This window comes from Chitinophaga filiformis (assembly GCF_900102545.1).
GTDB classification, from domain to species: Bacteria; Bacteroidota; Bacteroidia; order Chitinophagales; family Chitinophagaceae; genus Chitinophaga; species Chitinophaga filiformis.
Genome location: NZ_FNBN01000007.1, coordinates 20230 through 45318, shown reverse-complemented (window position 1 = coordinate 45318; position 25089 = coordinate 20230). Strand labels below are relative to the sequence as shown.

16 protein-coding genes are annotated in these 25089 nt (G+C 45.5%); 5 read left to right on the top strand and 11 right to left on the bottom strand.

What is annotated here, in order from left to right; genetic code table 11:
- Positions 1 to 9 precede the first annotated feature (9 nt).
- Together BLR32_RS24425 and BLR32_RS24420 are read left to right on the top strand one after the other, a co-directional pair.
- Positions 10 to 609 carry a hypothetical protein gene (locus BLR32_RS24425; protein WP_089835521.1) on the top strand — a complete coding sequence of 200 codons (600 nt, stop codon included), beginning with the start codon at positions 10 to 12 and terminating at the stop codon, positions 607 to 609.
- Between the two features lie 99 nt (positions 610 to 708).
- Positions 709 to 1311: a hypothetical protein gene (locus BLR32_RS24420; RefSeq protein WP_089835519.1), complete on the top strand. Its 603-nt coding sequence runs from the start codon at positions 709 to 711 to the stop codon at positions 1309 to 1311.
- A 314-nt stretch (positions 1312 to 1625) separates the two neighbouring features.
- Here the strand turns inward: BLR32_RS24420 and BLR32_RS24415 are convergent, their stop codons facing one another.
- On the bottom strand, positions 1626 to 2951 hold the full coding sequence (locus BLR32_RS24415) for a hypothetical protein (RefSeq protein WP_143011566.1): 1326 nt from the start codon (positions 2949 to 2951) through the stop codon (positions 1626 to 1628).
- Positions 2952 to 3293: 342 nt separating this feature from the next.
- Here BLR32_RS24415 and BLR32_RS24410 point away from each other — a divergent pair, with 342 nt between their 5' ends.
- Together BLR32_RS24410 and BLR32_RS24405 are read left to right on the top strand one after the other, a co-directional pair.
- Positions 3294 to 4019, top strand: a complete 726-nt coding sequence (locus BLR32_RS24410; RefSeq protein WP_089835516.1) for an SDR family NAD(P)-dependent oxidoreductase — start codon at positions 3294 to 3296, stop codon at positions 4017 to 4019.
- A 112-nt stretch (positions 4020 to 4131) separates the two neighbouring features.
- Complete coding sequence (locus tag BLR32_RS24405; RefSeq protein WP_089835514.1) at positions 4132 to 5520, top strand: TonB-dependent receptor; 1389 nt, start codon at positions 4132 to 4134, stop codon at positions 5518 to 5520.
- Positions 5521 to 5522: 2 nt separating this feature from the next.
- Here BLR32_RS24405 and BLR32_RS24400 read toward each other — a convergent pair whose 3' ends face one another.
- The 7 genes from BLR32_RS24400 to BLR32_RS24375 form a co-directional block, all read right to left on the bottom strand.
- Positions 5523 to 10394, bottom strand: a complete 4872-nt coding sequence (locus BLR32_RS24400) for a PKD domain-containing protein (RefSeq protein ID WP_317042847.1) — start codon at positions 10392 to 10394, stop codon at positions 5523 to 5525.
- 258 nt (positions 10395 to 10652) lie between these two features.
- A complete protein-coding gene (locus BLR32_RS34515; protein WP_262487440.1) occupies positions 10653 to 10787 on the bottom strand; it encodes a hypothetical protein in 135 nt (44 codons plus the stop codon).
- 200 nt (positions 10788 to 10987) lie between these two features.
- The gene (locus BLR32_RS24395; RefSeq protein ID WP_089835512.1) at positions 10988 to 12193 is read right to left on the bottom strand and encodes an alpha/beta hydrolase-fold protein; all 1206 of its coding nucleotides are present in this window, start codon (positions 12191 to 12193) and stop codon (positions 10988 to 10990) included.
- Between the two features lie 128 nt (positions 12194 to 12321).
- Entirely contained in the window at positions 12322 to 13371 is a 1050-nt protein-coding gene (locus BLR32_RS24390) for a hypothetical protein (protein ID WP_089835510.1), read from the bottom strand.
- A gap of 146 nt (positions 13372 to 13517) precedes the next feature.
- Complete coding sequence (locus tag BLR32_RS24385; protein ID WP_089835508.1) at positions 13518 to 14462, bottom strand: hypothetical protein; 945 nt, start codon at positions 14460 to 14462, stop codon at positions 13518 to 13520.
- 123 nt (positions 14463 to 14585) lie between these two features.
- Entirely contained in the window at positions 14586 to 15533 is a 948-nt protein-coding gene (locus tag BLR32_RS24380; RefSeq protein WP_089835505.1) for a hypothetical protein, read from the bottom strand.
- Between the two features lie 486 nt (positions 15534 to 16019).
- The gene (locus tag BLR32_RS24375; RefSeq protein WP_089835503.1) at positions 16020 to 16244 is read right to left on the bottom strand and encodes a hypothetical protein; all 225 of its coding nucleotides are present in this window, start codon (positions 16242 to 16244) and stop codon (positions 16020 to 16022) included.
- Between the two features lie 225 nt (positions 16245 to 16469).
- Here BLR32_RS24375 and BLR32_RS24370 point away from each other — a divergent pair, with 225 nt between their 5' ends.
- Positions 16470 to 18797, top strand: a complete 2328-nt coding sequence (locus BLR32_RS24370) for a DUF1963 domain-containing protein (protein WP_245705514.1) — start codon at positions 16470 to 16472, stop codon at positions 18795 to 18797.
- A gap of 19 nt (positions 18798 to 18816) precedes the next feature.
- Here BLR32_RS24370 and BLR32_RS24365 read toward each other — a convergent pair whose 3' ends face one another.
- The 3 genes from BLR32_RS24365 to BLR32_RS24355 form a co-directional block, all read right to left on the bottom strand.
- On the bottom strand, positions 18817 to 19788 hold the full coding sequence (locus BLR32_RS24365) for an ion channel (RefSeq protein WP_089835499.1): 972 nt from the start codon (positions 19786 to 19788) through the stop codon (positions 18817 to 18819).
- Between the two features lie 53 nt (positions 19789 to 19841).
- On the bottom strand, positions 19842 to 20636 hold the full coding sequence (locus tag BLR32_RS24360; RefSeq protein ID WP_089835497.1) for an MOSC domain-containing protein: 795 nt from the start codon (positions 20634 to 20636) through the stop codon (positions 19842 to 19844).
- Between the two features lie 108 nt (positions 20637 to 20744).
- On the bottom strand, positions 20745 to 24623 hold the full coding sequence (locus BLR32_RS24355; RefSeq protein ID WP_176842422.1) for a T9SS type A sorting domain-containing protein: 3879 nt from the start codon (positions 24621 to 24623) through the stop codon (positions 20745 to 20747).
- Positions 24624 to 25089: the final 466 nt, after the last annotated feature.

Sequence of the window (25089 nt, the reverse complement as noted above, 5' to 3'; positions counted from 1 at the left end):
CCCATTACCATGAAAAGAATATTTTTGTTAGCCGTCATCTGCCTGGCAGGTGTACAATCATTAGTAGCACAGCGTTTTACTCACGGCGCAGGCATTGGGCTTTTCGCAGAAGCTGGTAAAGACAAGACGAAAAGTAAAAGTGGTTTCACATTGACCTATTCTCCGCGGCTCAGTTTTGCGGAAACGAACAGAACCTCGCTGTCTATCGGCATTCCGTTGATTGTTGGTATTTCCGGCGAATATGAAGGTTTCTACGAGGGCGAAGGCAATCTCGAAAAGAGTTCGCTTGCATACACCATCGAAGTTCCCCTGATGTTCAATTTCAACATCGGCGCCGGCTCTGCCAGAGGCTGTAAGGATAAAATGGGGTACTTCATCGGCGCAGGTTATGCCTATCATGCTGGCTCCGTGTATGAAACCCCGATTGGTGGGCCGGGATATCGGTATCGTGGATTCAAAAGCGCCACTGGTGTGACCGCCAACATGGGCGTCCGTATAGCCGTGGGGGCAAACAGGAGGCATAACATAGAGATAAGAACTTTATACACGCAGGGTCTTACTTCATATAAGCCCCGCCTTTTAGAACTAAGCTGTCTGTTTAACTTCTAGCATGCGCAAACCAATGTGTAGCCCGGACTTCCATAATTAAATGTCGAAACGTATATTTGCCGCATTATAATTGAGTACTGTTCATTCAACACCCTTACCATGAAGAGAATTTTTTTGTTAGCCGCCATAGGCCTGGCAAGCGTAAAAGCGTCAGTAGCACAGCGTTTTATCCATGGCGTTGGCGTGGGTATCTTCGTAGAAGATGCGAAGATGACCGATGCAAAAGGCAGTTTTTCATTTACGTATTCCCCGCGCCTCAGTTTTGCGGAAACAGAGAATACCTCAGTGTCTATCAGTATTCCACTGAACGTTGGTTTCTCAGGATCCTACAATTCCGCGTACAGCAATGGTTATTACTATGAGGAGAATACCCTTGGTTACATGATTAACGTTCCCCTGATGTTCAATTTTAACATTGGCGCCGGTTCTGGCCTTGGTTGTGAGGATAGGATGGGATTCTTTATCGGTGCCGGTTATGCTTATCATGTAGGATCTGTATTCGAAACGCTGTATGATGTAAACGGATTCGGGTATATCGATTCACATACCAGAAGCTCCACAGGCCCGGCTGCCAATATTGGTCTGCGTATCGGTGTAGGTTATAAGAAGAAGCGTAACATCGAAATAAGAACTTCTTATATGAGAGGCGTTACTTCATACAAACCGCACGTTTTCGGTGCTAACTGCCTGTTTAACTTCTAGTATTATACACCCGATTTATAGAGCCGTTTTCATGATAAATGAAGACGGCTTTTTTTATATGGATCAGAAAGCTTGATGCTGGAAATACCGATGATATTTTTAACAATCCGCAAAAGGAACTGACTGCGAATTATGTGAAAAGGCATTTCGGATAATGATGCCTCCGGATAATCAGGATCCGTTAACGGACCGCCTGAGCACCAGCCACGCATTATCACTATCAATAGGATCTCTGTGCCGCTTAAAATACTGTTTATTACTTTTATGCCGGATCTACCATGTACCGGTTAGCATATATCCCGCTCCATTGGTGACTACTGGAAGGGGAGAGGTCTTACAAAACTTCTGTAGTAATCAACGTCTATCTCCACCAGATCGTTTGCCGCTTTATACTCAGGATATTCTTTATTGGATGCATATTTTACTGCCTGCATAAATTGATCAACATATGCCTGGTTCTTTTTCGCTGGCGTAGCCTTATCAATGATGTCGGAGTTGGAGAGCATTGTTGTTTCGAGGTAAAGGATTTTGTCTCTCTTTCTGCTGGTATAAAATCCGAGGAAGCAATGATTATGGGTCAGTACCATCACAGTGGATATATTGATAGCTCTTAGCAGGGAGGCAAATACGACCGTTCCATCAACACAGTTTGCCTGGTTGGTTTTCATGGAGTTGTCGAATGTCCGTACTGCCTGACTTACTAAATTACTGGTGCTATTGGTCGAAGTAGTAGTGATGCTGCTATATTGAAACCCTCTGTCATGCAGTACTTTCCAGATAGCAGCCACTTGTAGAATGGTATTTACATCGTCACCCTGATACCCACTTATTGCGTTTATCAGTTTTGACTTCAATGCGTCCTTTAATATTTTGTCTATCTCCGGATGTTGTTCCTGTATAAAGGCGGTAAACAGAAAATCGAATTTTTGTTCATGATAGCGATAAATGCAATCATTAACACTGCGCATAAAATAGGAGACTGATTTTTCCGCTTTATTACCATCTTCATCATATATCCTGAAGATGATGTTAATAGGAGAGCTGGAAACCTGCTTTGCAAGCGTTGACATATTCCATGGAACGTTAGGCATAAAATATACTTCCTGACCTGCCTGCTGAAACATAAAGTCTCCGCTTACCTTATCGAAGTATGTTTTGTCAGTACATTCAATTTCCCATTTTAAGGGGATATAGGAGTTGTTACTGATAAATCTGAATCCTAAAGCACTGCTCTTAACAGAATTCATAAATGCGTTATCGATATTGCCTTTGTAGTCGGCCATACTTATTACCATAGACGGAAATATCTGTCCATCGAAATAGGCAATAGGCTCCCATCTGATATTGGTGAAATCTCCCTTTTTGAATTTCGGTTTGGTTGTCTGGTCTGCTGGTACTGAAGGCTGTGGCGTATTACTCTTTACTACCTTTACATTCTTATTGAATTGTTCTGTGGTTCTCTTGGTCGCGTCTATAAATCCTCCGATACTTCTCATCGTTTCAGTGCCTGTTCTGAGCACGTCATTGGCATCTTTCAACACTTTGGGGAGTTGTGCAGAGAGGGAGGACGAGAACATCAGTATAATAGCAAGCACGAAATATTGCTTCGATCTCAACAGGTAAAATTGTCTGGTTTGCATCTTAATAGTTTTAGAGCGTGTGGAACTGCGTTTTGTAGTGTCAAAACGGGTAAGAATTTATATATGGGGATTTTGGCTGTAGTAATCAAAAACACGACTGGAGTGATCCTGGCATTAAGCTCTCTAAATCTTCCAGCAACAAAGTTATTTTATAGTTTTTGCTCTATTGGTTAATGAACTGTTAACCAATTAGTAATGGTTCTACTACCGCATCTTAAATGACATCATCCATGTGTTTAATATGATGAATATAATCGCTGTATCTGATAATATCTTTGTCTATGGGATAGTATTTGGCTGTCTGCTGGCAGTATTCAGTGAAGACTTCCTATATTTATGACTATGCAAAGAAAAACTGTTCTCCTGCTCGGCGCTAATTCGGATGTGGCAAAGGCTGCCATTCTCAGGTATACAGCCAAAGGTTTCCGGGTAATGGCTGCCTCCAGGAGTACTGATGCGCTTTATACACTTGTTGACCAGCATCCGCCCCTGAAAGAACTGGTGACCGTACTTTATTTTGATGCCACGGATTTTGACAGCCATGCACGTTTTTATGAACAGCTGCCGGAGAAACCACACATTGTTGTGTATGCAGCTGGTTACCTCAAAAATAACGAAGAGGCTTTACTGGACTTTCCGGGGAGTCTCCGGATGATGCAGGTCCATTACGCAGGCGCCGTATCCATTCTTAACATTATTGCCATGGATAGGGAGAACGCCCGTCTGGAGAGAATTATAGGGCTGTCTTCCCTTTCCGGGGTACGGGGAAGGAGAAGCAATTTTATCTATGGAAGTACCAAATCGGCCTTTACCCAATACCTGGCTGGTTTGAGGCAGTATTTGTTCAGTAGGAGGATCACAGTAAATGTGATCGTAGCCGGTTACATCCGGAGTAAGATGACCGCCGGACTGGACTTGCCGGAATCGCTGATGCTGGAACCGGACTTTATTGCAAAAGCAGTAGTGGAAGCCGGCAGCGGATTTGTCATTGTACCCGGATTTAAATGGAAGCTCATTTATACGGCTTTGAAATGGATGCCGGAACGCCTGGTGGCGAAGTTGCCCTGATGAATAAAAAAAGGAGCGAAAACCAGTTATGGTATAATATTTATGGGACTACTGCATGGAAGAACCAGAGGACTGAGGACCTGAACAGGAAATTGACCATAAATATCGTCGTATGCAAAAGATATTCATCGTGCTTGTTATGTGTTATCTATGGCAACCCGCCTTTTCACAGCATGAACACCACATGCCGGCGAAACAAGATACAACAAAGCCCCGTTCGCAGATGAAGATGGATAGCTCTATGCAGCACATGCAACATGGAGCCGGTATGAATATGCAGATGGACATTCCCATGAGCCATGCTTTTTCATTAAACTTACCCATGAACAGGAACGGTTCAGGTACCGGGTGGCTACCTGATGCATCACCTATGTATGGTTATATGATACACTCCAATAAATGGATGTACATGGTGCATGGAAGTATCTTTATCAGGTACAACGACCAGGACTTCACTGATAAGGGAACAAGAGGTGATTCAAAGTTTGATGCCCCGTCATGGTTCATGCTGATGGGACAGCGGAAAGTAGGGCAGAATGGCCTTTTCCATTTCAGTACGATGCTTTCCCTCGATCCCCTGATTGAAGGAGGAAAAGGGTACCCGCTGTTATTTCAAACGGGTGAAAGCTACAAGGGACAGCCTTTGATTGACCGCCAGCACCCGCATGATCTTTTTGATGAGTTATCTGTTAGTTATTCCCACGCCTTTTCAAAGAAGCTGGATGCCTTCATTTATGTCGCTTACCCAGGAGAACCTGCCCTGGGCCCCGTTACATTTATGCACCGGCCTTCAGCACTGGATAATCCCAATTCACCCATCTCACACCATTGGGTTGATGCTACCCATATCACTTTTGGCGTGGTAACAGTGGGCGTCCGGTTTGACAAATTTAAACTGGAGGGTTCTTCCTTCACCGGCAGAGAACCAAATGAAGAGCGGTATGGTTTTGATAAACCAAAATTTGATTCCTGGAGCGGAAGACTTTCTTTTAATCCCTCTGATAATTGGGCCTTACAGGTGTCTCACGGTTATCTGAAAAGCCCTGAAGAGCTGCATCCTGAAGAGAATGTTTATAAAACTACCGCATCAGCCATATACAGTATTGACATGGGTAATGAGAACCGGATCAATGCAACAGTGCTCTGGGGAATGAATAAGCAAAAAGAACATAGAGGAGAAAATGCTTTTATGGCGGAAGGCGCCTGGTGGAAGAATCGGCTGGCGGTATATACAAGGTATGAATTCACCGAAAAGTCGGGAGCAGAACTGGTACTCGAACCAGTGTTTGAATCTCACGACATATTCAATATTCATGCGCTTACATTGGGTGCCAATTATGACCTCATCAGGTTGTTTAAGACAAGGGTAGCTGCCGGGGCACAATGGAGTATTTATCATGCGCCGGAATCGCTTGATGCGTTGTATGGTAAGAATCCTATGTCGCTGGAGGTGTATTTGAGAATATATCCGTCGTTGATGAGAATGAGGAGTAAAATGTAACGCTACCTCACCACCGTCACCACGCCCCTGAACAAAAACGTCGTCCCATCCTCACACACCGTTTCCATAGCATATGCATAAGTGCCAATAGGCGCTACCTCGCTCTTCCAGGTACCATCCCAGCCTGATGCCGAATTATTGATCTGGAAATGTGTTCTTTCAAACACCAGGCTGCCCCATCTGTCATAAATGCGCATCCACTTCACTTCTTTCACACCGCGTCCTTTGGGATAGAACCAGTCATTCTTTCCATCCTTGTTAGGCGTAATGGCAGAAGGCATGAACACAGCACCTTTGTCGCAGGTTATTTTGACAAACACTTCATCAGTAGCCTTGCAGCCGTAACCATTCGTGGCTTCTACTGTATAAGTGGTTGACAGATTCGGCATGGCTACGGGTGCCGGACAGGTAGGGCAATTCAGATACTCGGCCGGTGACCAGTTCCAGTCTATGATATCGAAGCTGCCCTGTCCCCGGAGTGTTACCGGCTCACCCGCCATTACTACGCGGTCAGGACCTGCATCAATGGTAGGTGATGGGTGTACACTTACCACCAGGGATGTATCATGTGTAAAGCAGTTGTCAGCGTCGTAGCCGGTTACTTCATAGGTAAAGTCGCCTGTTCTCTTGATAGTGGCATGCGGATAAGGACTGTCAGTGCCATCCAGGCCTTCTCCTTTCCATACGTAATGATCCGCACCGGATGCCCATAAAGGCAGCACATGTCCGAGACACAGGACCGTATCTGGTGTAGCCTGTATCCTGAATGGTTGTGCCACGCGAATGCTTACTTCATCAGTATTGGTACAGTTATTATCGTTCGTCACGGTCACCTGGTAGGTAGTGCTTACCTCCGGAGCAGCCACCGGATCAGGTGCCTGCGGATTGCTCAGGCCCAGGGTGGGCGACCATTGATAAGTTGTACCACCGCCGGCGCTTAGTGTAGTGCTGTTACCCAGGCATATAAACTCAGCCCCCGCTACAGCATTGATCACCGGTTTAGGCAGTATCGTAATGTTGTGACGCACCGTATCACTACAGCCATCGGTGCTGGTAACTGCGAGCACCACTTCCGCAGGCCCAGTCTTGCTGTACGCCTGGTCAGCAGGTTGCTGTACATTGCCGGTAGTACCATTGCCAAAATCCCATTTCCAGCTGACGTCATTTACCTTGCTTACTGTTCCGTTGAAAGTTACCGGCGCATCCTGACAGGCTTGCGGTGGCCCGCTGATAGCCGATACTGGCTTAGGATAAGCATACACCGTTTTACTGACTGTTTGCACACAGCCGTAAGCCGTGGTAGTGGTAAGGGTGAAATCATATCCTTTGACTTTATCCAGGTAGAAACGGGGAGTGGCAGTGGCATCATTCTCCGCTGTCAGTCCGGGTTCATATGTCCATTTGTATTTCGCTTCTTTTTTCAGCTCGTCAATGGAATAACTGCTGAATGTTGGTGTAAAGGAGATCCAGCCTTCATCACACACAAAGGTTGGAGCCGATGCCAGTTGTACATCCAGTTTATCTATGACGATGGGATCCTGCAGGAAGGCAGTACCCTTACAACCCGCCTTGTCTGAGAGGATGAGGCGGGGTTTGTAAATGCCAGGCTCCTTAAAGGTATGTTTGATAGTAGAATCTGTTGTTTCCAGTACGTTACCATCTGTAAAGTCCCATGCAAAATTGACAACCGCGTTTGAGGATACCTTGAACTCAATCTCTTTTGTAAGACAACCACCATCAGAAGACGTCAGGATAGCTGCAAAAGGTCCTTTTACCACTACTTCCTCCTCATATTCGTCTTCTGTGTCCGCATCACCCACAACTTTCAGTTTCACTTTATACTTGCCGGCATAGGTATACGTGTGGGAAGGATTGGCGAGGGTAGAAAAGCTGCCATCGCCAAAATCCCAATATGAAGTTCTGTAATTAGCGGATGTATTAGTAAAACGAGCTATCACCGGTGGACAGCCACTATTATTTACAAACGCGCTAGTGTATGTGAAGCCCGCGCCAACGCTCGATACCTTGATCGTTCTTTTGGTGCTGTCTGTACAGCCGTTATCGTCTTTTACCAGCAGCTTTATATTATATACACCTTTTTCGGGGTAGATCTTATATGGGCCATACTCGGCAGAGGAAGTATTATCTCCGAAGTCCCATTGGTAAGTAGCATAGCCACCCGTTTCAGAGGTCTGGTTATAAAACCATACACCACCGCCAGGCGGCACCAGCGTAGCGCTGGGCGTAAAGTCTGCATTGGGACCGTTCACCTGCAGATAATCACCGGCAGCGGTACTGGTACAACCATCCTGATCTGTAACAGTCATTCTGGGAGTGAAGTAACCGGACTTATTGTAGGTATATTTGAATGGAGGCGCAGTAAATAATCTCGCCGGCGTGTTATCTCCGAAATCCCATGACCAGCTCTTTATTGGCTTCCCTTTCGAAACGTCTGTCTGATCGGTGAAAGTCAGCTCTGTACCACGGCATTCCAGTACATCCGGAGATTGAAATTTAGCTACCGGCCCATGTACGTTCACAACGACCTGATTGCTGCTATCTGTACATCCCTGTAGGTTATATGCTACAAAACGGATGGTGTCCCTGCCAGGTTGCAGGTTTGGAAATGTAGCGCTCTGATAGTCGTAATAATTCCAATAAGCGGGAGTGCCATCTGAAGAATACCAGCCATAGTTCGCATACATACCGCTGGCAATAGACGTTACGCTGGGCTTGAGTGTTTCATTGGTGCACAGCGTTGTTTTATCTGCGGTAATGGTAACGGGCGAGGGCGCATACACATTGATGTTCAGTGAGTCTGTACTGGTACAGGTGCCGTCAGTAACGGTCAGCTTCACCAGGTAAGGACCTGTTTTATCATATTTATGTTTGACAGGACTTGTTTGTGTAGCATAAGTATTCTCCTTTCCATCTCCCCAGTTCCATTTCCAGCTGGTAATAGTGCCAATCGAATGTTCATCAAAGCCGATCTCCGTCCGGTGATCACAGTCAATATTCTGCATGCTGAAGCGAGGGAAAGGATTCACTGCTGTGATATATGCCGTTTTGGTGAGTGTCTCGCTACATCCATAATTTGAAACCACCAGTGTCACCGTATAGGTGCCGGGTTCCCTGTAACTGTGGACTGTATTCTGTCCGGGAGAGTAGGTGTTGTCTCCGAAACTCCATGCCCAGGAATTGCCTACATCAGCGGTACTGTTGAAATGTACCCAGTTGTTACCACAAATCTGGGGTGCTTCAGGCGATGAGAAATCAATCTTAGGTTTTTTACGTACCTGGATAACGCCGCCGGGATACAGATTCACCGTTCCTTTACAACCATGGATTGTTGTATATGTCAGCTTTACCGGGTATGTACCTTCCTTGGGATACGTATGTGATGGTGTGGCTTCTGTCGACTTTGGACTGCCATCGCCAAAATCCCATTCATAGGCCACAATAGTGTCGCCAGCGCTGATATAACTGTTAAAATTTGGCGTCAGTCCTTCGCAACCTTCAGTAACATCCGCATATGCATTGACTTCCGTTTTTGTTACATTCACATAATATTGTACATCGCTGCTACAGCCGGCTGCATTGCTGACGGTGAGATTTATACCAAAATATCCCAGTTCATTGTAGGTGATGGATGGATTTTGCAGGGTAGATGTGCGTCCGTAGCCAAAATCCCAGTTCCACTTGGTGGCGCCTGTTGATTTATCGGTCAATTTCAAGGTAGCGGGTACATCACAGATAACTTTCTGATCGATCTCAAAATCAGCATGCGGCGCAGCGCTTACCACAACATCTTTTGTCACAGTTTTCTTACACGCGCCATAATCTGCTATCATGGTCACTTTTACAGTACCGGCACCCGCCGGATAGAGGGCAGCAATGCTGTCAAGGCCATAGATCTCCCCTTTATCAACGCTCCAGGTAAAGCTGTTGGGCCGCGGATTGGCGATTGCCAAAAAGGCGGGGACACTATTCTCGCAGACGCTGGCTGGCCCCTGTAAATCGACACTGAGGTTGCCCACATTGATATCACCCGAGGTTTGAGTAGCTGTACAGCCTTTATCGCTGGTCACCGTGAGCTTTATCTTGTAAACACCCTTCGTAGCATAGCTATGCGCGCCAGGGTTAACGCCTGCGGCGGTACCGCCATCGCCAAAATCCCATTGATAAGTAAGGTTGCCCGGACCTGTGGAAGTATTGGTAACCGTCAGCGCTCCGGGGGCAGCACACAGGAACTTGTCCGATACATTGAAACCAGCGACCAGCGAGGCTGCCGCATCCACAATATTGCTGATCTGTTTGGACGCCGTACAACCATTGCTATTAGTGACGGTGAGGGTAACAGTGGGCGAGGAAACATTATTATAGGTATGTACAGCCGGATTGCTGGAACTAACAGCGCCATCGCCAAAATCCCAGCTATAAGTAGTAATGGTGCCGTTTACAGGATCCGATTTATCGGTGAAAGTAACGTCAAAGGGTATACAGCCTTTCGCAGGACTGGCGGTAAAATCCGGTTTCGGCTTCTCCCATACGGTAACAGTCTTCTGGGCAGTACTGGTATTGCCTGCAGCATCCTTGACGGTCAGCGTTACAGTATAAGTACCAGGAGAAGTATAAGACGCACTGGGGCTTTGCTGGGTAGAAGTATAGCCATTCCCAAAGTTCCACTGCCAGGAAACAGGACTACCGGTGGAGTTATCATTAAATCTGGAGATCAGACTTTCACAATCGCTTGACTTACTAGGGGTAAAATCGGCTTTTATCTGCGCATGAACAGAAACGCTCAGCAAAAGCATGATGAAAAGTACGACATAGGTTAAAGCAACGTCCCGGGTTGCTTTGATAATTGAGGACATAATTTAGAGTTGGCGCCGGAAAATTAAGCAAAAATTCTAAGATGCGCTTGTTAACCGAATGTTATAGGGTCTCAGTGATAATTCACCTGGTTATGTACAATGGGCGTTGGGTTGGCCCGGTTATATGCGGTCGTTGGTACTTCCGGGTTAAGTCATAGTGCATTTTTTCTACTAATTACTGTTTCCTTGTATTCGTATAAATCAATAAGCCAGCATTATCAGTGCTGGCTTATCGGCTAATGAGATATATTGGTGGTATTACAAGCCTGTTGTAGTACACCAGAATGTGTTAGGGGGAATGGTCGCAGCCTGCATTTTCTTTTCTGCTGTTTCACTCAGTCTTGCGATCTTCATCTTACTGATGTTCAGTTTTTTCTTGTTTTTCTTTTTCATAAACGGTCATTTAGGAGGTAAAAAATGCCTACTCTTTTCTGAAGGTTTTCAGCTATCCCTTGTTGGAAATTGATGGATTATAGGAAGTTTGTGGGTTTATATTACAGGTCATATACAAGTTATGGCAATTATTTAGCATAACGGGTCTACCCCAATTTAGGTTTTTTTATTTAATACTACCTCGTTTTATTATATGATAATTATCTAGTAGCGCTAGCGATGCGATTGACTTTTTCCTGTATACCCGATACGAATTTAAGCGCGAGCGATCTCTTCCAGTAACTGACAGCCTTTGCAGTGTCGCCTGTTTCCCTGTAGTAATCGCCCATGCTGTCGTAGGTGTTATAACTCCTGGGGTAGTATTCAATATTGAGCTGAAAGAACATTAGCGATTTAGCGTAATTCTTCTGTGAGAGATGATGGTACCCCATCTGATTGAGCTCCCACTCATTGGGACGAACGGGATATCCCATGTCTTTACTAAGCGCTTTATAGTGTGATACGATCAGGGTTCGCAGGGAGTCAGCGTTGGAGTTATCCGGGTACAGGTATGTAGGGAACCAGTATTGACGGAAAATAGACCGTAGGCCATCATAATAGGCGATGAAGGGAACGGAATTGTGATAGTCATTGTCATAGTACTTATAAGACCAGTTGAGATGGTTGCCCATGTGCTTTTTCAGTTTATCCGCCAATTGCAGGATCGCAGTTGTATGTATGGAACCCATGGCATTGTCTTTCCTGACCTGAATAGTGTCAAGGTATTGGTTCATAGTATGGGCTACGGCCAGGTAAAATCGTTTGTTTGTAAAGTCCTGGTGTTCCAGCAGGCTGTCGACAGTTGGAAGTATCCGGCTGTTGTTCCAGAATATGGTCGGATCGGAGGCGATATATGCATTAAACAGCCGGGGATGATGCAGAAGCGTATTAACTACCAATAATCCTCCCAGGGAATGCCCGGAAAAGATCTTGTAAGGAGCAGTAGGATACTTACTATCAATGTAGGGGAGGAGCTCTTTTTCCAGGAAGGCCGTAAACTGTTCAGCTCCACCGGAACCGGGTTGCTCCGGATCAGCACTGGGAGTAAGATCACGTGTACGGTTAGTATTGGAGATAGCTACGATGATCATTTGTGACAGTGCGGTATTACCGTTATTGCTCAATAGCTGTATGACGGTCTGAAGAGACGCGAAATGTGCATCGCCATCCAGTAAATACAGAACAGGGAAGGAGGGCTGTTCAAAGTAATTGGTGTCAACACCAGGACAGTATATCAGGAGTTCCCTTTTCTCTTTCAGGATATCAGAGTAGAGACTATCAGCTTGTCCGAAAGAGACCAGGTTCTTTGGCGCCTGGGCTGGCGTTATAAGTGGCAACAGCAGGAAGAAGAGGATCAGTGTTCTCATGGCATTTTTTATGCAACAAGGTCGGCAGATCCCCGGATTCTCTGTGGAATATGTGATGTAACTGTGTTTAAATGGGATAGAAGAGTGGTTGTTTAAAATACTTCCGTTGCTGTAGTAAATGCAACTGCTTAATCCGAAATTTCACCATCACTTTTGTCATCTTCTATCAGTCCGCCTGGGGGAAGTGTACCCTCCGCCTTTTTTTCATAGTATTTTGCTAAGCTCATTTCTCCTATTTCAGCATTGATATCGAATTGCCTGCCCTTTCTGCCACTTTTTTGCATGTTGGTACTGGCCGGCAATACACTGGCATTGAAATAATAATTGGTTCCACCTTCGCTTTTTGCGGTAATGTGGTCAATGTGTGGGATGCGTGTCGTATCGTATTTGGCCAATTTTGTTTTTCCATCCACATCGCTTACCGGAGAGGTAGAATCGTAGTGCGATTTATTGTGTGAAAGAATCTCGGCCCGCTGTTCCTGGCTGAATTCACGGAACGTTCCCACTTTAGAAGAAGCAAATGCAGATGATACGGCAAGTAAGCGGTATGGCTCTAAAGGCGTTGTCGGTTCTTCAGTCAGCTCAAGTTTATTACTTTTTTTAATGTTCCCCTCGGCCGGTAGCACAGCGGCATTCAAATAACTGTTGGTCCCTCCCCTCGATTTCGGAAAGCGGTGGTCTATATGCGGTACCAGTTTCGTGTTTTGCTTTTTTAATACCGTTTCACCATCAGCGTCTGAAACAATCTCATCTACCTCGTAGTATGCTTTATTGGCTTCATATATTTGTGTCTGCTGTCCGGAATCAAACTTCTTCTGGAAATGATCATTAATGGGATCGTCCTTTTGTTCGTCCAATAATGCCTTGCTGTATATAGTCGCTTCTTTGGCTTCCTCATAGGTGTCAAAATCCTCTATACCGTAGCGTTGTACTACCTCAACTCCCATCCTGTTTTGTGCAGCTCGCGGACCAGTGGGGGAATCATCCTGTCTGGCTTTTAGCTGGAATGGTGTTACCGCTGCAAGTTCAGCAGAACTATTTGTTTGGCCCTGTTTTCCATTTGCCAATTTCTGTAACGCCTGAACGGCAGGTCTGGATATCCCTAAAGAACTATGATTGTATGCAGCTGCGGAGGAATAGGTCTGTAGCGTTTCAGGACTTTTGCGTTCTTGTGCCATGGCGTGGGAAATATTATTACCATTCACAATATAGTAAAAATTTAAAAGACGATAGCCCGGATCATTTACTGGTAGTTATTACAATTAATAAAACCGGCAGGAAGCATAAGCTCCCCGCCGGGTGTTAATGGACTGTCTAACCTAAATTAGAAAGGTATATTGGCATAGTCATACCATGTAGTATCCAGTGCAATAGCGAAACCCGTGCCACCGCCTAATGGATTGTATACATTACCGGTCATCACTGTTCTGTAGCCGCGGTTGAAAGGCACATAGCGCATTTCCTTGGTTTTACGTTCCCCGGAGTTTTTGTCAGGGTATGCAATCGTAACGGTAAGCTCGCTGTTAGGTGTCAGCACCTGTGAGCTGAAATTCGTACGCCCGTTCCTTTGCAGGATGATACCCGGATCAGGAATGAACTCGTCAAGATAACCATATTGAGCATATTGACGGTATGCGGGTGATGCATATACCATTACGCTGGTGTCACCAGGTCCACTTGCTACAGGCGCATCCAGGATGTTCACTTCCAGTCTTCCCATAATACGTGAAGGCCAGAGAGACACTGTCTGTACCGCACCATAACCTGTTACAGTAAAGCTGTTGCTGCCAATAAATACGTCCGGAGCTGAAACATTCATGTTAGGAAGAGTAGCATCCGGGAGACGTAATCTCAGGTTGTAGTAAGAGGTGGTGTCCAACAGCTGTATGGGACCAGTGGAAGCAATCAAGGAGATAATGTAACGATTGGCCGGAAGGTTTACTACAAGTGTACCAAAGTCGTCAGGGTTGTCTGTCGTATTCTGGAATATCACTTTAACGAACTGACCATTCTCATTGTAGAGCATGTAGTACAGGTTAGATACTTTTCCAGCCAGCACAGAGTCCCTGAGGTTACTTCCTGTGGCTGTCTTTCTGCCGCCTGGCAGTGGTTCCTGTTTCTGCAGAAAGCTGGTAACACTGAAGCTCACAGGGAATGTTTCAGTACTGGTTGCGGGCGGACTGGGATTCGGGTCGGTTGGCGCTGTATCTTTTTTACAGGCAAACAAAGAGATGGACAGTACGGCGACTGCCAATAGCAATTTTTTCATAGATGTGTGTGTTTGAGGTGAAAAAAAGGGATTATAGGTTACAAGAAATTTAGATCGGGTTAAGCGAATGATGCTATATGATCATAGAGAATATCGTTTCTGGGTTGCACTTAGCAAAGGGCATTAGAATGCTATCTGGTCAACATTACCATCCCAGTTATCAAGCAGGAAAATCTTTATCCCCTCACTGTTAGGCGCACTGCCACCGTAGAGATAGCCACTCAGGATCGTTCTGCGGTTTTTATAACAGTGTACATTATTGATCACTTTCGTCTGCAATTGCCCCGTAACCGGATCAACGTAGTCGATAGTAACGGTGAATGGCGACACTGTATTCAGGACATATGCAGAGAACATATTCAGACTGATCCTGTTAACTTTTGCGTTAACAATATCAGGGCCTATGTAAGTCGTACCCGGATCAAGAAAGAATGTGAATGCTTCAGGCGTAATTTTGATTGAGACACTGGTATCACCACTGCCCGGCTGCGGCATGTCCAGGATATTGACCTGAAGATTACCAATTATCCGGTCCAGGGTTTCATTGAGTATGAGCTCTTTGGAGCCATAGTCGTCGGGAACCCATACACTTGCCTTTGTGTAGAAAACATCAGGCATATTTTCCATTTCTCCAGACGCAGCTACCGGTACAGAAAATGCACTGGCTGACAGCTGATCTGCGGCATTAATATCAAGAGGTGCCTGAGATGCGAGCAGTACCATCCAGTAATAACCGGGTGCCGCAGTATCATAAATGCTGCCGAAGTTGTCGGTGACATTTGCATCCTGATGCATTACCTTAAGGCGGTTGCCTGCCTGGTCAAACAGGAGATAGTATAAGTGTGATACTTTCGTTGCCAATACAGAGTCGCGCAAGGCTTCCGCCGTGCCGACAGTTCTGTTGTTAGCGCCGGGAAGAGGCTCCACCTGTTGCAGGAAATCATTCGTCCGGATATTCAATGCTACTTTTTTGCCATCACCGGGTGTTACAGATTTTGATGGCGTTGTTTCTTTCTTACAGGCATAAAGAGATAGGGACAGTGCGCACACTGCCAGGAACAGTTTTTTCATACGTTTATTTTAAGTGTTAACGGCAATAGATACACGTACCATAACAAACTGAATAGTTATGATAAGGGATTGACCTGTTTAATATCATTAAACCGTGATAAAGGAATCGCTAATAGCAATACAGAGCATAGCTTTGGCAGCCTCTATTGCTAATGGAATAATCTTTCATGTGAATTTTAGTTAACTGTAATGAATTGGAATATCGGGCCAAACAATCACTATTTCCAGGTATAGGTTCTATTACATAAATGGTATTGGTTAACGGATACGAACTTAGTAAAGTTTTAACATAAAATGATCATTTTGGAAAAAAATATTTTCATAATTTTTTTGCAATGTTTTCGGGATGGTATTTAGAAAAAAAGACCAGAGACATTATCCCGGTCTTTTTTATTTATAAGCTTCGCCAGATATTTGTATTCCCTCTATCGATGGAACGACGTTTAGATCGTTGTGAATGTTAAGTGGCTAAGTTTATAATTCCATTTAAAGAAACCGGAAAACCTGTTTCCTGTATTCCTCAAAATCATGTTCATTGGACAACGTCTGAAATTTCTCCCGCTTGCCGTTACTGCTTTCTCTCATCAATATGACGTTCATGCCTCCAACAATGGTCCGCTTCGCTTTGTCAAATATCAACTCCAATTCCTGGCGGTCCTGCACCAGCTGTAACTCTTCAATGCGGTTCACTACGATTACAAAATCTTCCATTTCATTTATTTCGGACAAATTTATAACAATATGGCATATTTCGTAGCTGACTTGATTGTTGATAGCAGTAATACAAATAGAATCGCTAATAGCTGTCCCTTTTTGTTGAATATTCGTTAAAAAATAGTATACTTGGCGCTATTTGTCACTAATGACGAACCTATGCAGTCAGCCTCAACAAAAAGATTTAGCGTTAGTTTCCCTTCAGTATATGAGCAACATATAATGACAGTCGCGGAAAGTATCATGGCGGAACACAGAAAGGATGATAAGTGTATATCCTATGTTTCTGTCAGTTTAGAGGAACTCAACTATTATGATTATTATAACGGCGACGACCTCCTTGCCCGCTTTCGGGAGAGCTGCCTGGAAGAACGTGGACCCGTTGAAGTAATAGCTGATAAAACATTGCCGGTAGCAGGGCTTATGGCCGATATAAGAACTGCGCAATCCCCTGACGGACATTTTTATTATTTCGGCCTGGTAACCATTAACAGCGAATATGGGTGCATCATTACCTGCGATTGCGACCTTGCTTCACGGGAATTTTACGAACCGTTATTCGACGAAATATGGCAAAGCCTTCAATATTTTGACGCTGCAGCCGATAGAGGACAAAACAATAAAAATATTACATCTTCGACTACTTCCTCCGGGGAAAATGCCACACCTCTTCTTACTCCCTCCGGCGGACAGGAATTCTGGCAGATAGGGAACCATTTTTTTACACTTAATGGGCAATGCCAGTCTTACATCTCCGATGGGGACCTTTATGTTAAAATAGAGGCACAGGCTCCCGATTCTATAGATTTGGATCAAAATGATATTATCAACAGTGGCAAGGTATACCTGCAGTTCTACTTCAGGGGTATCTATAACGCTGGCGTACCTACTGGTAAATTCCACTTTGAGCGGGAACGAAATGGCACTTACCTGACCTATGTATGGAAAGGCGGATTTCAATATTCACAGTACCTTACTGCGGAGGTCAGTCTGGAAGATGGTTGGCTGCTTGTCAATGGACACTTCAACCAATACCCGGTAAAACTGGCCGTTAAACTATCTGTAGAAAACCTCGCCTGGGAAAATTACCGCTTCCTGAGTGCAGAGGAGGTGAGTACCGCAACACCGGATATTGTTCGCCAGCTCTGGTTCACCGACACTCATCCCGGTGTATTGGAAGATGCCATTCGGCCCTTAACGCAGCTGAAGGCATTGTCCATTGACTTCCAGGATAAAAAACATGCGGCCGATTTTAAGGAAGTACCTAAAGCGATGAAACAGCTGATGGAGTTGAAAGATCTCTCGCTAACAGGTGTAACTGCATTAGATAGTCTGCCGGAATGGTTGGGCGACCTGAAAAAACTTGAAACAATCCGCTTGTCCGATAGCAGGGTAGCAGACATTCACCCTGCTATATGGCAATTGCCTGCACTAAAGAAACTTTATCTTGGAGGTAATCAGCTGCAATCTGTTCACCCGGTGCTGTCTGAAAGCCTGGAAACGCTGGTACTCTCGAATAATAAGCTAACTACGGTACCTGAATCCGTGATCCGGCTGCAGTACCTGAATATAGAAAACAACCCGCTGCAACACCTGCCTGCAGGACTGGAAGATATCCCGCAACTTAGTCTGGAGCTGGCAAAGAAAATGTCACTGCTGGATTATAGCTATAAAGGAGCGGATGGTCAGGGAGTGGTTCCCTATGATGATAGCCGCTTCTACGCAAAATCTGACCCCGACTTACTGCTGTTGCTGGAAGAACAGATCAGCGCCGCAGGATTAGACAGGTTCAAAGAAGGATTGATCAACCGTACGCGTAGATCCGTAGCATTTGAAACAACGGAAGAAGATAGCTACTTTGAAAAGGGGAATCACCGTTTCGGCGGTCTGCCCGATCTGCCACCAGGGGTAAGCTATCCTTCTTTTATCGACGCCTACGGACAGGAGAGGGGGCTGCAGTTCATTGCCCAGATCAATTGTGCAGCTATTGCTCATCTGCAGGATTATCTTCCCAGGACAGGCATACTGTATTTCTTCGTGCAGGATCTGCAGGATCAGGACGAGATGGGCCCGAGAGTATTGTATTACGACGGTGATGTCAGCGATCTGCAATCAGCAAAGGAACTCAATATAGAACCGGCATTCATCTATGAAGATCACGGTATCTATACCCCGTTACGGGCCAGATCAGGAAAATACCCCGGCATACCTGTGATGTATGACACACGTAGTCTTTATCCTGAACTGGCAGACCTGGAAGACATGTATGAAGAAACCGAACAACTGAAAAACGCTTTAAAGGCCCCTTCTGTTGATCCGGTACATAGCATGAACTCCTACGTATTCAAGCAGCATGATACGCCGGAAATGGAGGCCGTAAATCAAAAGAGGGGCAAACCAGAAGACTGGATGGTGCTGTTGAGGATAGCCTCTGATAATAAAACCGGCTTTCAGTTCTGGGATGCAGGTGAAATCTACTTTGTGATCCATAAGAGTGACCTGGAGAAGAAAGATTTCTCCAATGTGCACTGCGGACTGGAGAGCAGTTGAGAAAAGGGCGACTGTACCGTCACCCCAGCCGCTCCGCTTCTTTCTTGACATCCGCCGGCACGGTCATATTCAGTTTCTGAAGTTCCAGTATCGTCGTATTGCCTGTTTCCCGGTACATCGGTACGAAGCGCCGGTTGAACTGTATCTCGTCCCAGGTATAAGAGGTCCGCTTCAGCACAGAGTTGGAGAATACATCATCGAATGCCCGCACCGTTATGTAGATCTCCACATCGGCGGTTTTGATGTCTTCTTCATTCAGACCCAACAGGGGACTGTTTTCATCAATGGGATGCACTACCGTCCAGTTCATAGGCAGATTCTGAATGCGGCTGCGTTCCAATGTCAGCTCATAGAACCTGTATGCTGTTTTACCGTCCTCCGGTACCAGCAGGGCGAGGTTAGCCTTCACTTCCACGTCAGTAAGGGTATGCATGTTTTTATAGGAAGCAAAGCGGAACATGAGGCCTGTAGTATTCTTGTAAGGCGCTATGACAGCAAGATCACTGAATTTCAGGAAAGCCTTGGGCTTGGAAAAACGTCCGTAGATCAAGCCCGTGAAAACAGCCAGGTACAGGAAGCCGTTCAGGGCTTCTATGGAAGCTACCAGGTTGGCGCCATCCCCTACAGGGTTCACGCGACCATAACCTACCGTGGTAAAGGTCTCTGTGCTGAAGAAATAGATCTCCTTGAACACCTGCCACTCAGATGTACCCATTATCCCCTGGAACTGATGTGCGCCAAGCAGCAGGTAGATCAACGTATACACCAGGTTAATAGACACAAAGAAGATGATAATGGCAAGGAAAAATTTCCAGGCAGGCAGGTTGAGTAATGTATGGTAAATGCTCACACGTTCCCATACCGGTATACCTTCCTTGCGCAGGTTAAACGAGCCGTCCCGGTTTATAAACCGGCCCACATAACTATTGGAATTGCTGCCAAAACCAGTGTCGTCATTGACCCGGGAAAAAGGATTAATGCGTAATGCCATATCAGGAAAATCTTTATATGGCAAAACTAAAACTTAGACCGGTAAATAAAAAACTATGGCAAGGTAATCATGTCGCCAACGCGGATAGTGCCACTTCCATTAAACAGCAGGTTCTGACCGAAGTATATTTTCTGATTCTTTGCCCGATAGGTGCTGAGCGTTTTCAGTGGCTCTTTTGCCTTTATACCGCTCTCCTGGTCAATAGTAGTAATGACGCAGCGTGCGCAGGGTTTAACACCGAAAAATTGTATATCTCCGATATGGAACTGTTTCATGTCATCTTCCTGAAATGGAAGTCCTCCCGTAAATACGATATTCGGCCTGAAACGATTCATGGGTAATGGTGATGTCAGCCTGTTATTCAGGTCATCAAGAGAAGCCTGACCAATGATCAGCAAGGGATATCCGTCAGAAAAACTGGTGATTTCTTTGTTATGTGCATATTGTTCATCTACGGTTCTTTGGGTGCTATCAGGCATATATACCAGCCGGCAGGACATGTTCAGCTGGCGACTAAACCAGGCATCCGCTTCATCACTTACACGCTGTGCCAGACAATTGTCGTCCCATACAGACACCATCATTGTTTCTGACGTCAACGGTTCAAAAGGGACCTTGATAAGATCCGCTGTTTTTTTATTGGTGATCAGTAGATTTCCCTCCTGGAGGGCAACCCGTAACAATGCCATGGCAGATACTTCCCGTTGAGAGATAAAACGGTTGTTTTCATCTATCAGCATCCATCTTCTATCGTATTTGAAACCACGATCAGTAAGCGTCGCTGCCGGCACGGAGAATCCTCCTAATGACTTAACTGGATAAATATATATGTCGCTAACTGTAAGCATAGGCCTAAAGTTACACAAAAGATTATTCTTATAGTTTGTATACATTTAAAGACAGCATATCGACCTGTCTTTAAATGTAACGATAGTATAACCGGCGACAAGGCATTCCTACCTTGAAATAATAAATCTGACATCCCTGCTTTCATTCTGTGTAATGACACGCAGAATGAATACGCCGGTAGCAGTACCGCTGATTGTAAACGAATCATTGACTTCAAGCGCAGGCGCATATTGCCGCTGCTCTGCTATCACTCCGTTTAAGTCATACACATACACGATCATCTGCTGCTTCCTGTTCAGCTTAATATGGTAAGTAAAATGTCCGTTGTTGGGATTCGGAGATAGTGTAACGGTATCTATCACCTGTACAGGCACGGTATAAACAGGGCCGGCAGAGGGATCATAAGCTTCTATTTCGAGTTCCTTACGCAGGGTATAGGAACATTGTCCAAATGTGGCAACCATCTCTACCCAATAGGTTCCAGGATCGGTGAACTTAATCAGCGGCGTGCCGTTATCATATCCCAACAGCACCGCTTTTGGATCATATGACCAGGTGATGTTGTCTGGCTCAGGCAGACTGATATCTTTTATCACAAGTGTATCAAACGCATTCCTACGGGATGCTACCAGGAAGTTGATTGCTGGTTTTATATTACTCTTACTGATGGTGGCATCTCCGCTGATCTCACAACCATGGGCATCCTGTACTGCTATGTGGTATTTACCTTCGGATAATCCTTTGAATGAACCGGCATTCAGCCAGCTACCCTGGTCCAGTGAATATCGATATGGTGTTGTGCCTCCTTTTACAGCTGCATTGATGCTGCCATCATCTGATCCGTCACAAATACTGGATGCTTCCAGTTCCAATTCAAGTTGATCAGGTTGATGTAATGTGTAAGTGACTTCCTGTTTACAGCCTTTACTGTCGGTAATATTAATCGTATAATTTCCGGATGGTATATTCTCTGCGGTGCTGCCTGACAATGATGGTGTGCTCCATTGGTAGGCATAATTACCGTCCCCACCACTTGTATGGAGGATAATTGCGCCATTGGATTGGCCGGCACATTTCACATCTGTGATATCTGCTGTGGTGACCAATGGAGTATAGGCTGCTGTTAATGTTGTGCTGATCGTAGAGGTGCAGCCGCCTGCATCACGTACCTGTAGACTATGATCGCCGGCTGCCAGGCCTGTGAACGACGGACTATCCTGCCATGCACCATTGTCAATGGCGTAAGTGTAAGGCGCCGAACCTCCTTCAGGAGCTACTGTGATGTGACCTACAGGATCTGCTCCACAACCCGGATGTTCCTTCTCACTTACTTTTAATCCTAGCGTGCTGGCTGGTTCTGTCATAAGGATCTGTTGGTTGCTGATACAGCCACGGCCATCCTTGACATGTAACTGGTGTATTCCTCCGGTGATATGTTCTATCAACGAAGCAATACCATATGCGCCATTATCCAATGCATAAGTATAACCGCTGTAACTACCGCCGTTGCCGCCGGTAGCAGTGACCCGTACATAACCGTTGTCATTGCCTTTGCAGGAAACATTATACCCATTATAATCGGAAGATACCGTTGAGAAGCTGAGAGGAAGGGATGGCAATGTAACCGCATAAGTGCGCTCAGCAGATATGCTGCACCCATGGTCATCTGTTACGCGAAGCTGGTAGTTGCCTGCTGTAGTCAGCTTGGTACTGGCTACAAATGGATGATAAGTATTTCCGTCCAATGACCATTCATAAAGGTAATTGCCTGAACCACCCGCTGCAGTGATATCTATATGGCCTCCATCAGCCAGGCAGACCGCATCATGGACAGTTACTTTGGTGATCGTTAACTCATTCACCGGGGCGATAGTACTTTCAGCCGAAGTGACTGAACAGGCAGGGGCATTTCTATCTGTAATGATGACCCGGTAAGTGCCTGCGCTGAGTGCATCTATCCGGGTATCTGTGCTGAACCAGAAACCGGATGTCCATACTCCATTCTTCAGTTGCTGCCAGTCATAGCTATAGCTACCGGAACCGCCAGTTACGACAGACTCAATAACACCGTCTGTGTTGGGATAACAGCTGAGGGGTGTTTGCTGGAGCTGTACATGCAATGTAGCCCGCTGGTAAACAGTAGCGTCTAAAGTAACCGCATCAGTGCAGGTGCTACCCTGGTTGGTAACGGTAACTGTATACGCACCCGCGCTAAGGCCTGTGAAACGACCAGTGGTATTGGTGATGCCGTTCAGTGTATACTGATACTGACCTGTGCCGCCTTTGGCCGTAAATTGTAGCCTGCCGTCATTACCACCGAAACAACTAACAGAGTCAGAAGAGGTGAGGGTGATACCTAAAGGTGATAAAGCTTGTAAGGTAACAGTACTGTCCCAGCCGGTACAAAGTGGTGCATCGCTGTTCACGATCACCGCACGGTATGTGCCGCCTGGCAGGTCGCTGAACGTATAGGTATCGGTATTATTCTGTACGCCGGAAGTCTTTACTATGGCGCCGTTCTGATAAAGTTGGAATTCATAATTACCCGTCGTAGCAGCGGCAATAGAAATAGCGCCGTTGCCTGGTGATGTACAGGTAGGATCATTGCCAGCCAGGTTACCACTTACCTGAGCGGGTTGTTGTAGCACAATATTTACAGGAGGTGCGCTATTGCTACATTTTGCATTTCTTACAATTGCCTGGTAGGTACCAGCGGGTAGGTTCTCCCATAGTATACTTTTATTTGTACCTGCCTGTTCCGCACGTACAATAGTACTGCCGGAGCGTAGCTCAAAGTAATAATCAGCATTTGTATCAGCTCCCCCTGCGGTAATGCTGATGGCGCCATCGCTGCCGCCGAAACAGCTGATATTTTTATGCAGGTTTGTGTCTTCTACAGCCGTTAGAGGATCGTATTCATCTACTGTCAGATAGTAAGGCGTCATACAACTGCCAGTTGTTTCACCAGGGTTGAATACCCAAAGTGTATAAGTCCCTTTTGGAACATTGTCAATATAAATACCATCGGATACGGGAACAGCGCCATTGCTTTGAACCAGCAGATCTCCACAGTTAGAACCCGGGTTAGACAGATCAGGATCGCAGGGTGTTGAGACGATCCCTTTTCTGAGCGTCCAGCGTATGGTGTTATAGCCCGTGTGGATAGCAGAACCGGGTATTGAAATTGTACCTCCGCCTTCGTTATAGCATCCGGATGTTTTTACGATCTGAGCAGCATCTACTGTCGGAGGAGCGGGCGATATTTCAAATGGATCGGAAGGTTCGGACCAGCGGGAATAGAGCACGGTAGCACCCTTATTATACACCGCCTTCTGCCGGTGGCGGAACCATACGTTTCGTTTTGCGTTGGCTACTTCAGGGATCAGTTGAGCAGGGGTAATGCTAAATCCATACCCGAACCTGCCCAATGAGGAATCTATTGCCTTCCATCCTGTATTCAGATCTGGACCAACATTATACTCCAATACATATGAACCCTGATAATACTCATTGTCTCCAGGGTTAGTCACATTATCTCCTATAGACACAAGATCGATTCTCTCATTAGCACATATAGATCTTATTCCTGTATAGTTTTTCAGTTTCCATGGTGGCACCATCAGGTAGTAGAACTGTATATTTATCGGATCATCAGTGCGCATTCCGGTGTTCGTATGATAATTATCGAGCGCATAATAAGGAACGCCTAATCCCATCGTCCGTGCATTCAATACTTCCTGAGTAACGGGATAAATCTCGTTGATATACTCCAGGGGAGTGGTGAGGTAAATGTAAGTACTGTAGTCATACACTTCATATATCATCCAGGGTGGATTGACAACGATGGTGTCCATATAATACAACCACTCCGTAGGTTCCTGATGAATAGGGGTTGCGACAAATTTTGGCCCGAATTCGGTGTATATCCAGGTAGCAAAAGTCTTATCAAGATGATTGTTATTCACTGGGTCAATTGTAAAATACATGCGCGCCGGTTCGGTAGAGTACCATAGCCGCTGCGCTGATACATTGAGGTACATCAACAAAAACAACAGCGTATATAAAAGTCGTTTCTTGCTAAAAAGACGATTGCTTATAGGAGTCAATGCAGCCAGCAGGATTTTGCATACCGCAGCTTGCAGCGCGGATATGACGCTTACTTTATTTTTAGGCATAGGTCAACCAGGGATTGGTCCTTTAAACTATAAATATATATATTATATGTTGTAATATTAGAATGGATGGTGGGTCGATATGCAGAAACGCTGTTAATTTTTTGCAGTATTTTCAGGAGGGGACCACTACAATATTGAAAATCAGGAGTATCTTGCTTTTACTCTTCTTCAGCCAGCTCCATGTCCGGTATCCCATGTTGCTGCATCTGAGCCTGTCCGTAAGTGTTCACAGTATAGACAACAGATAAGAACAGAATGATCAGGATGTGTTTCATAG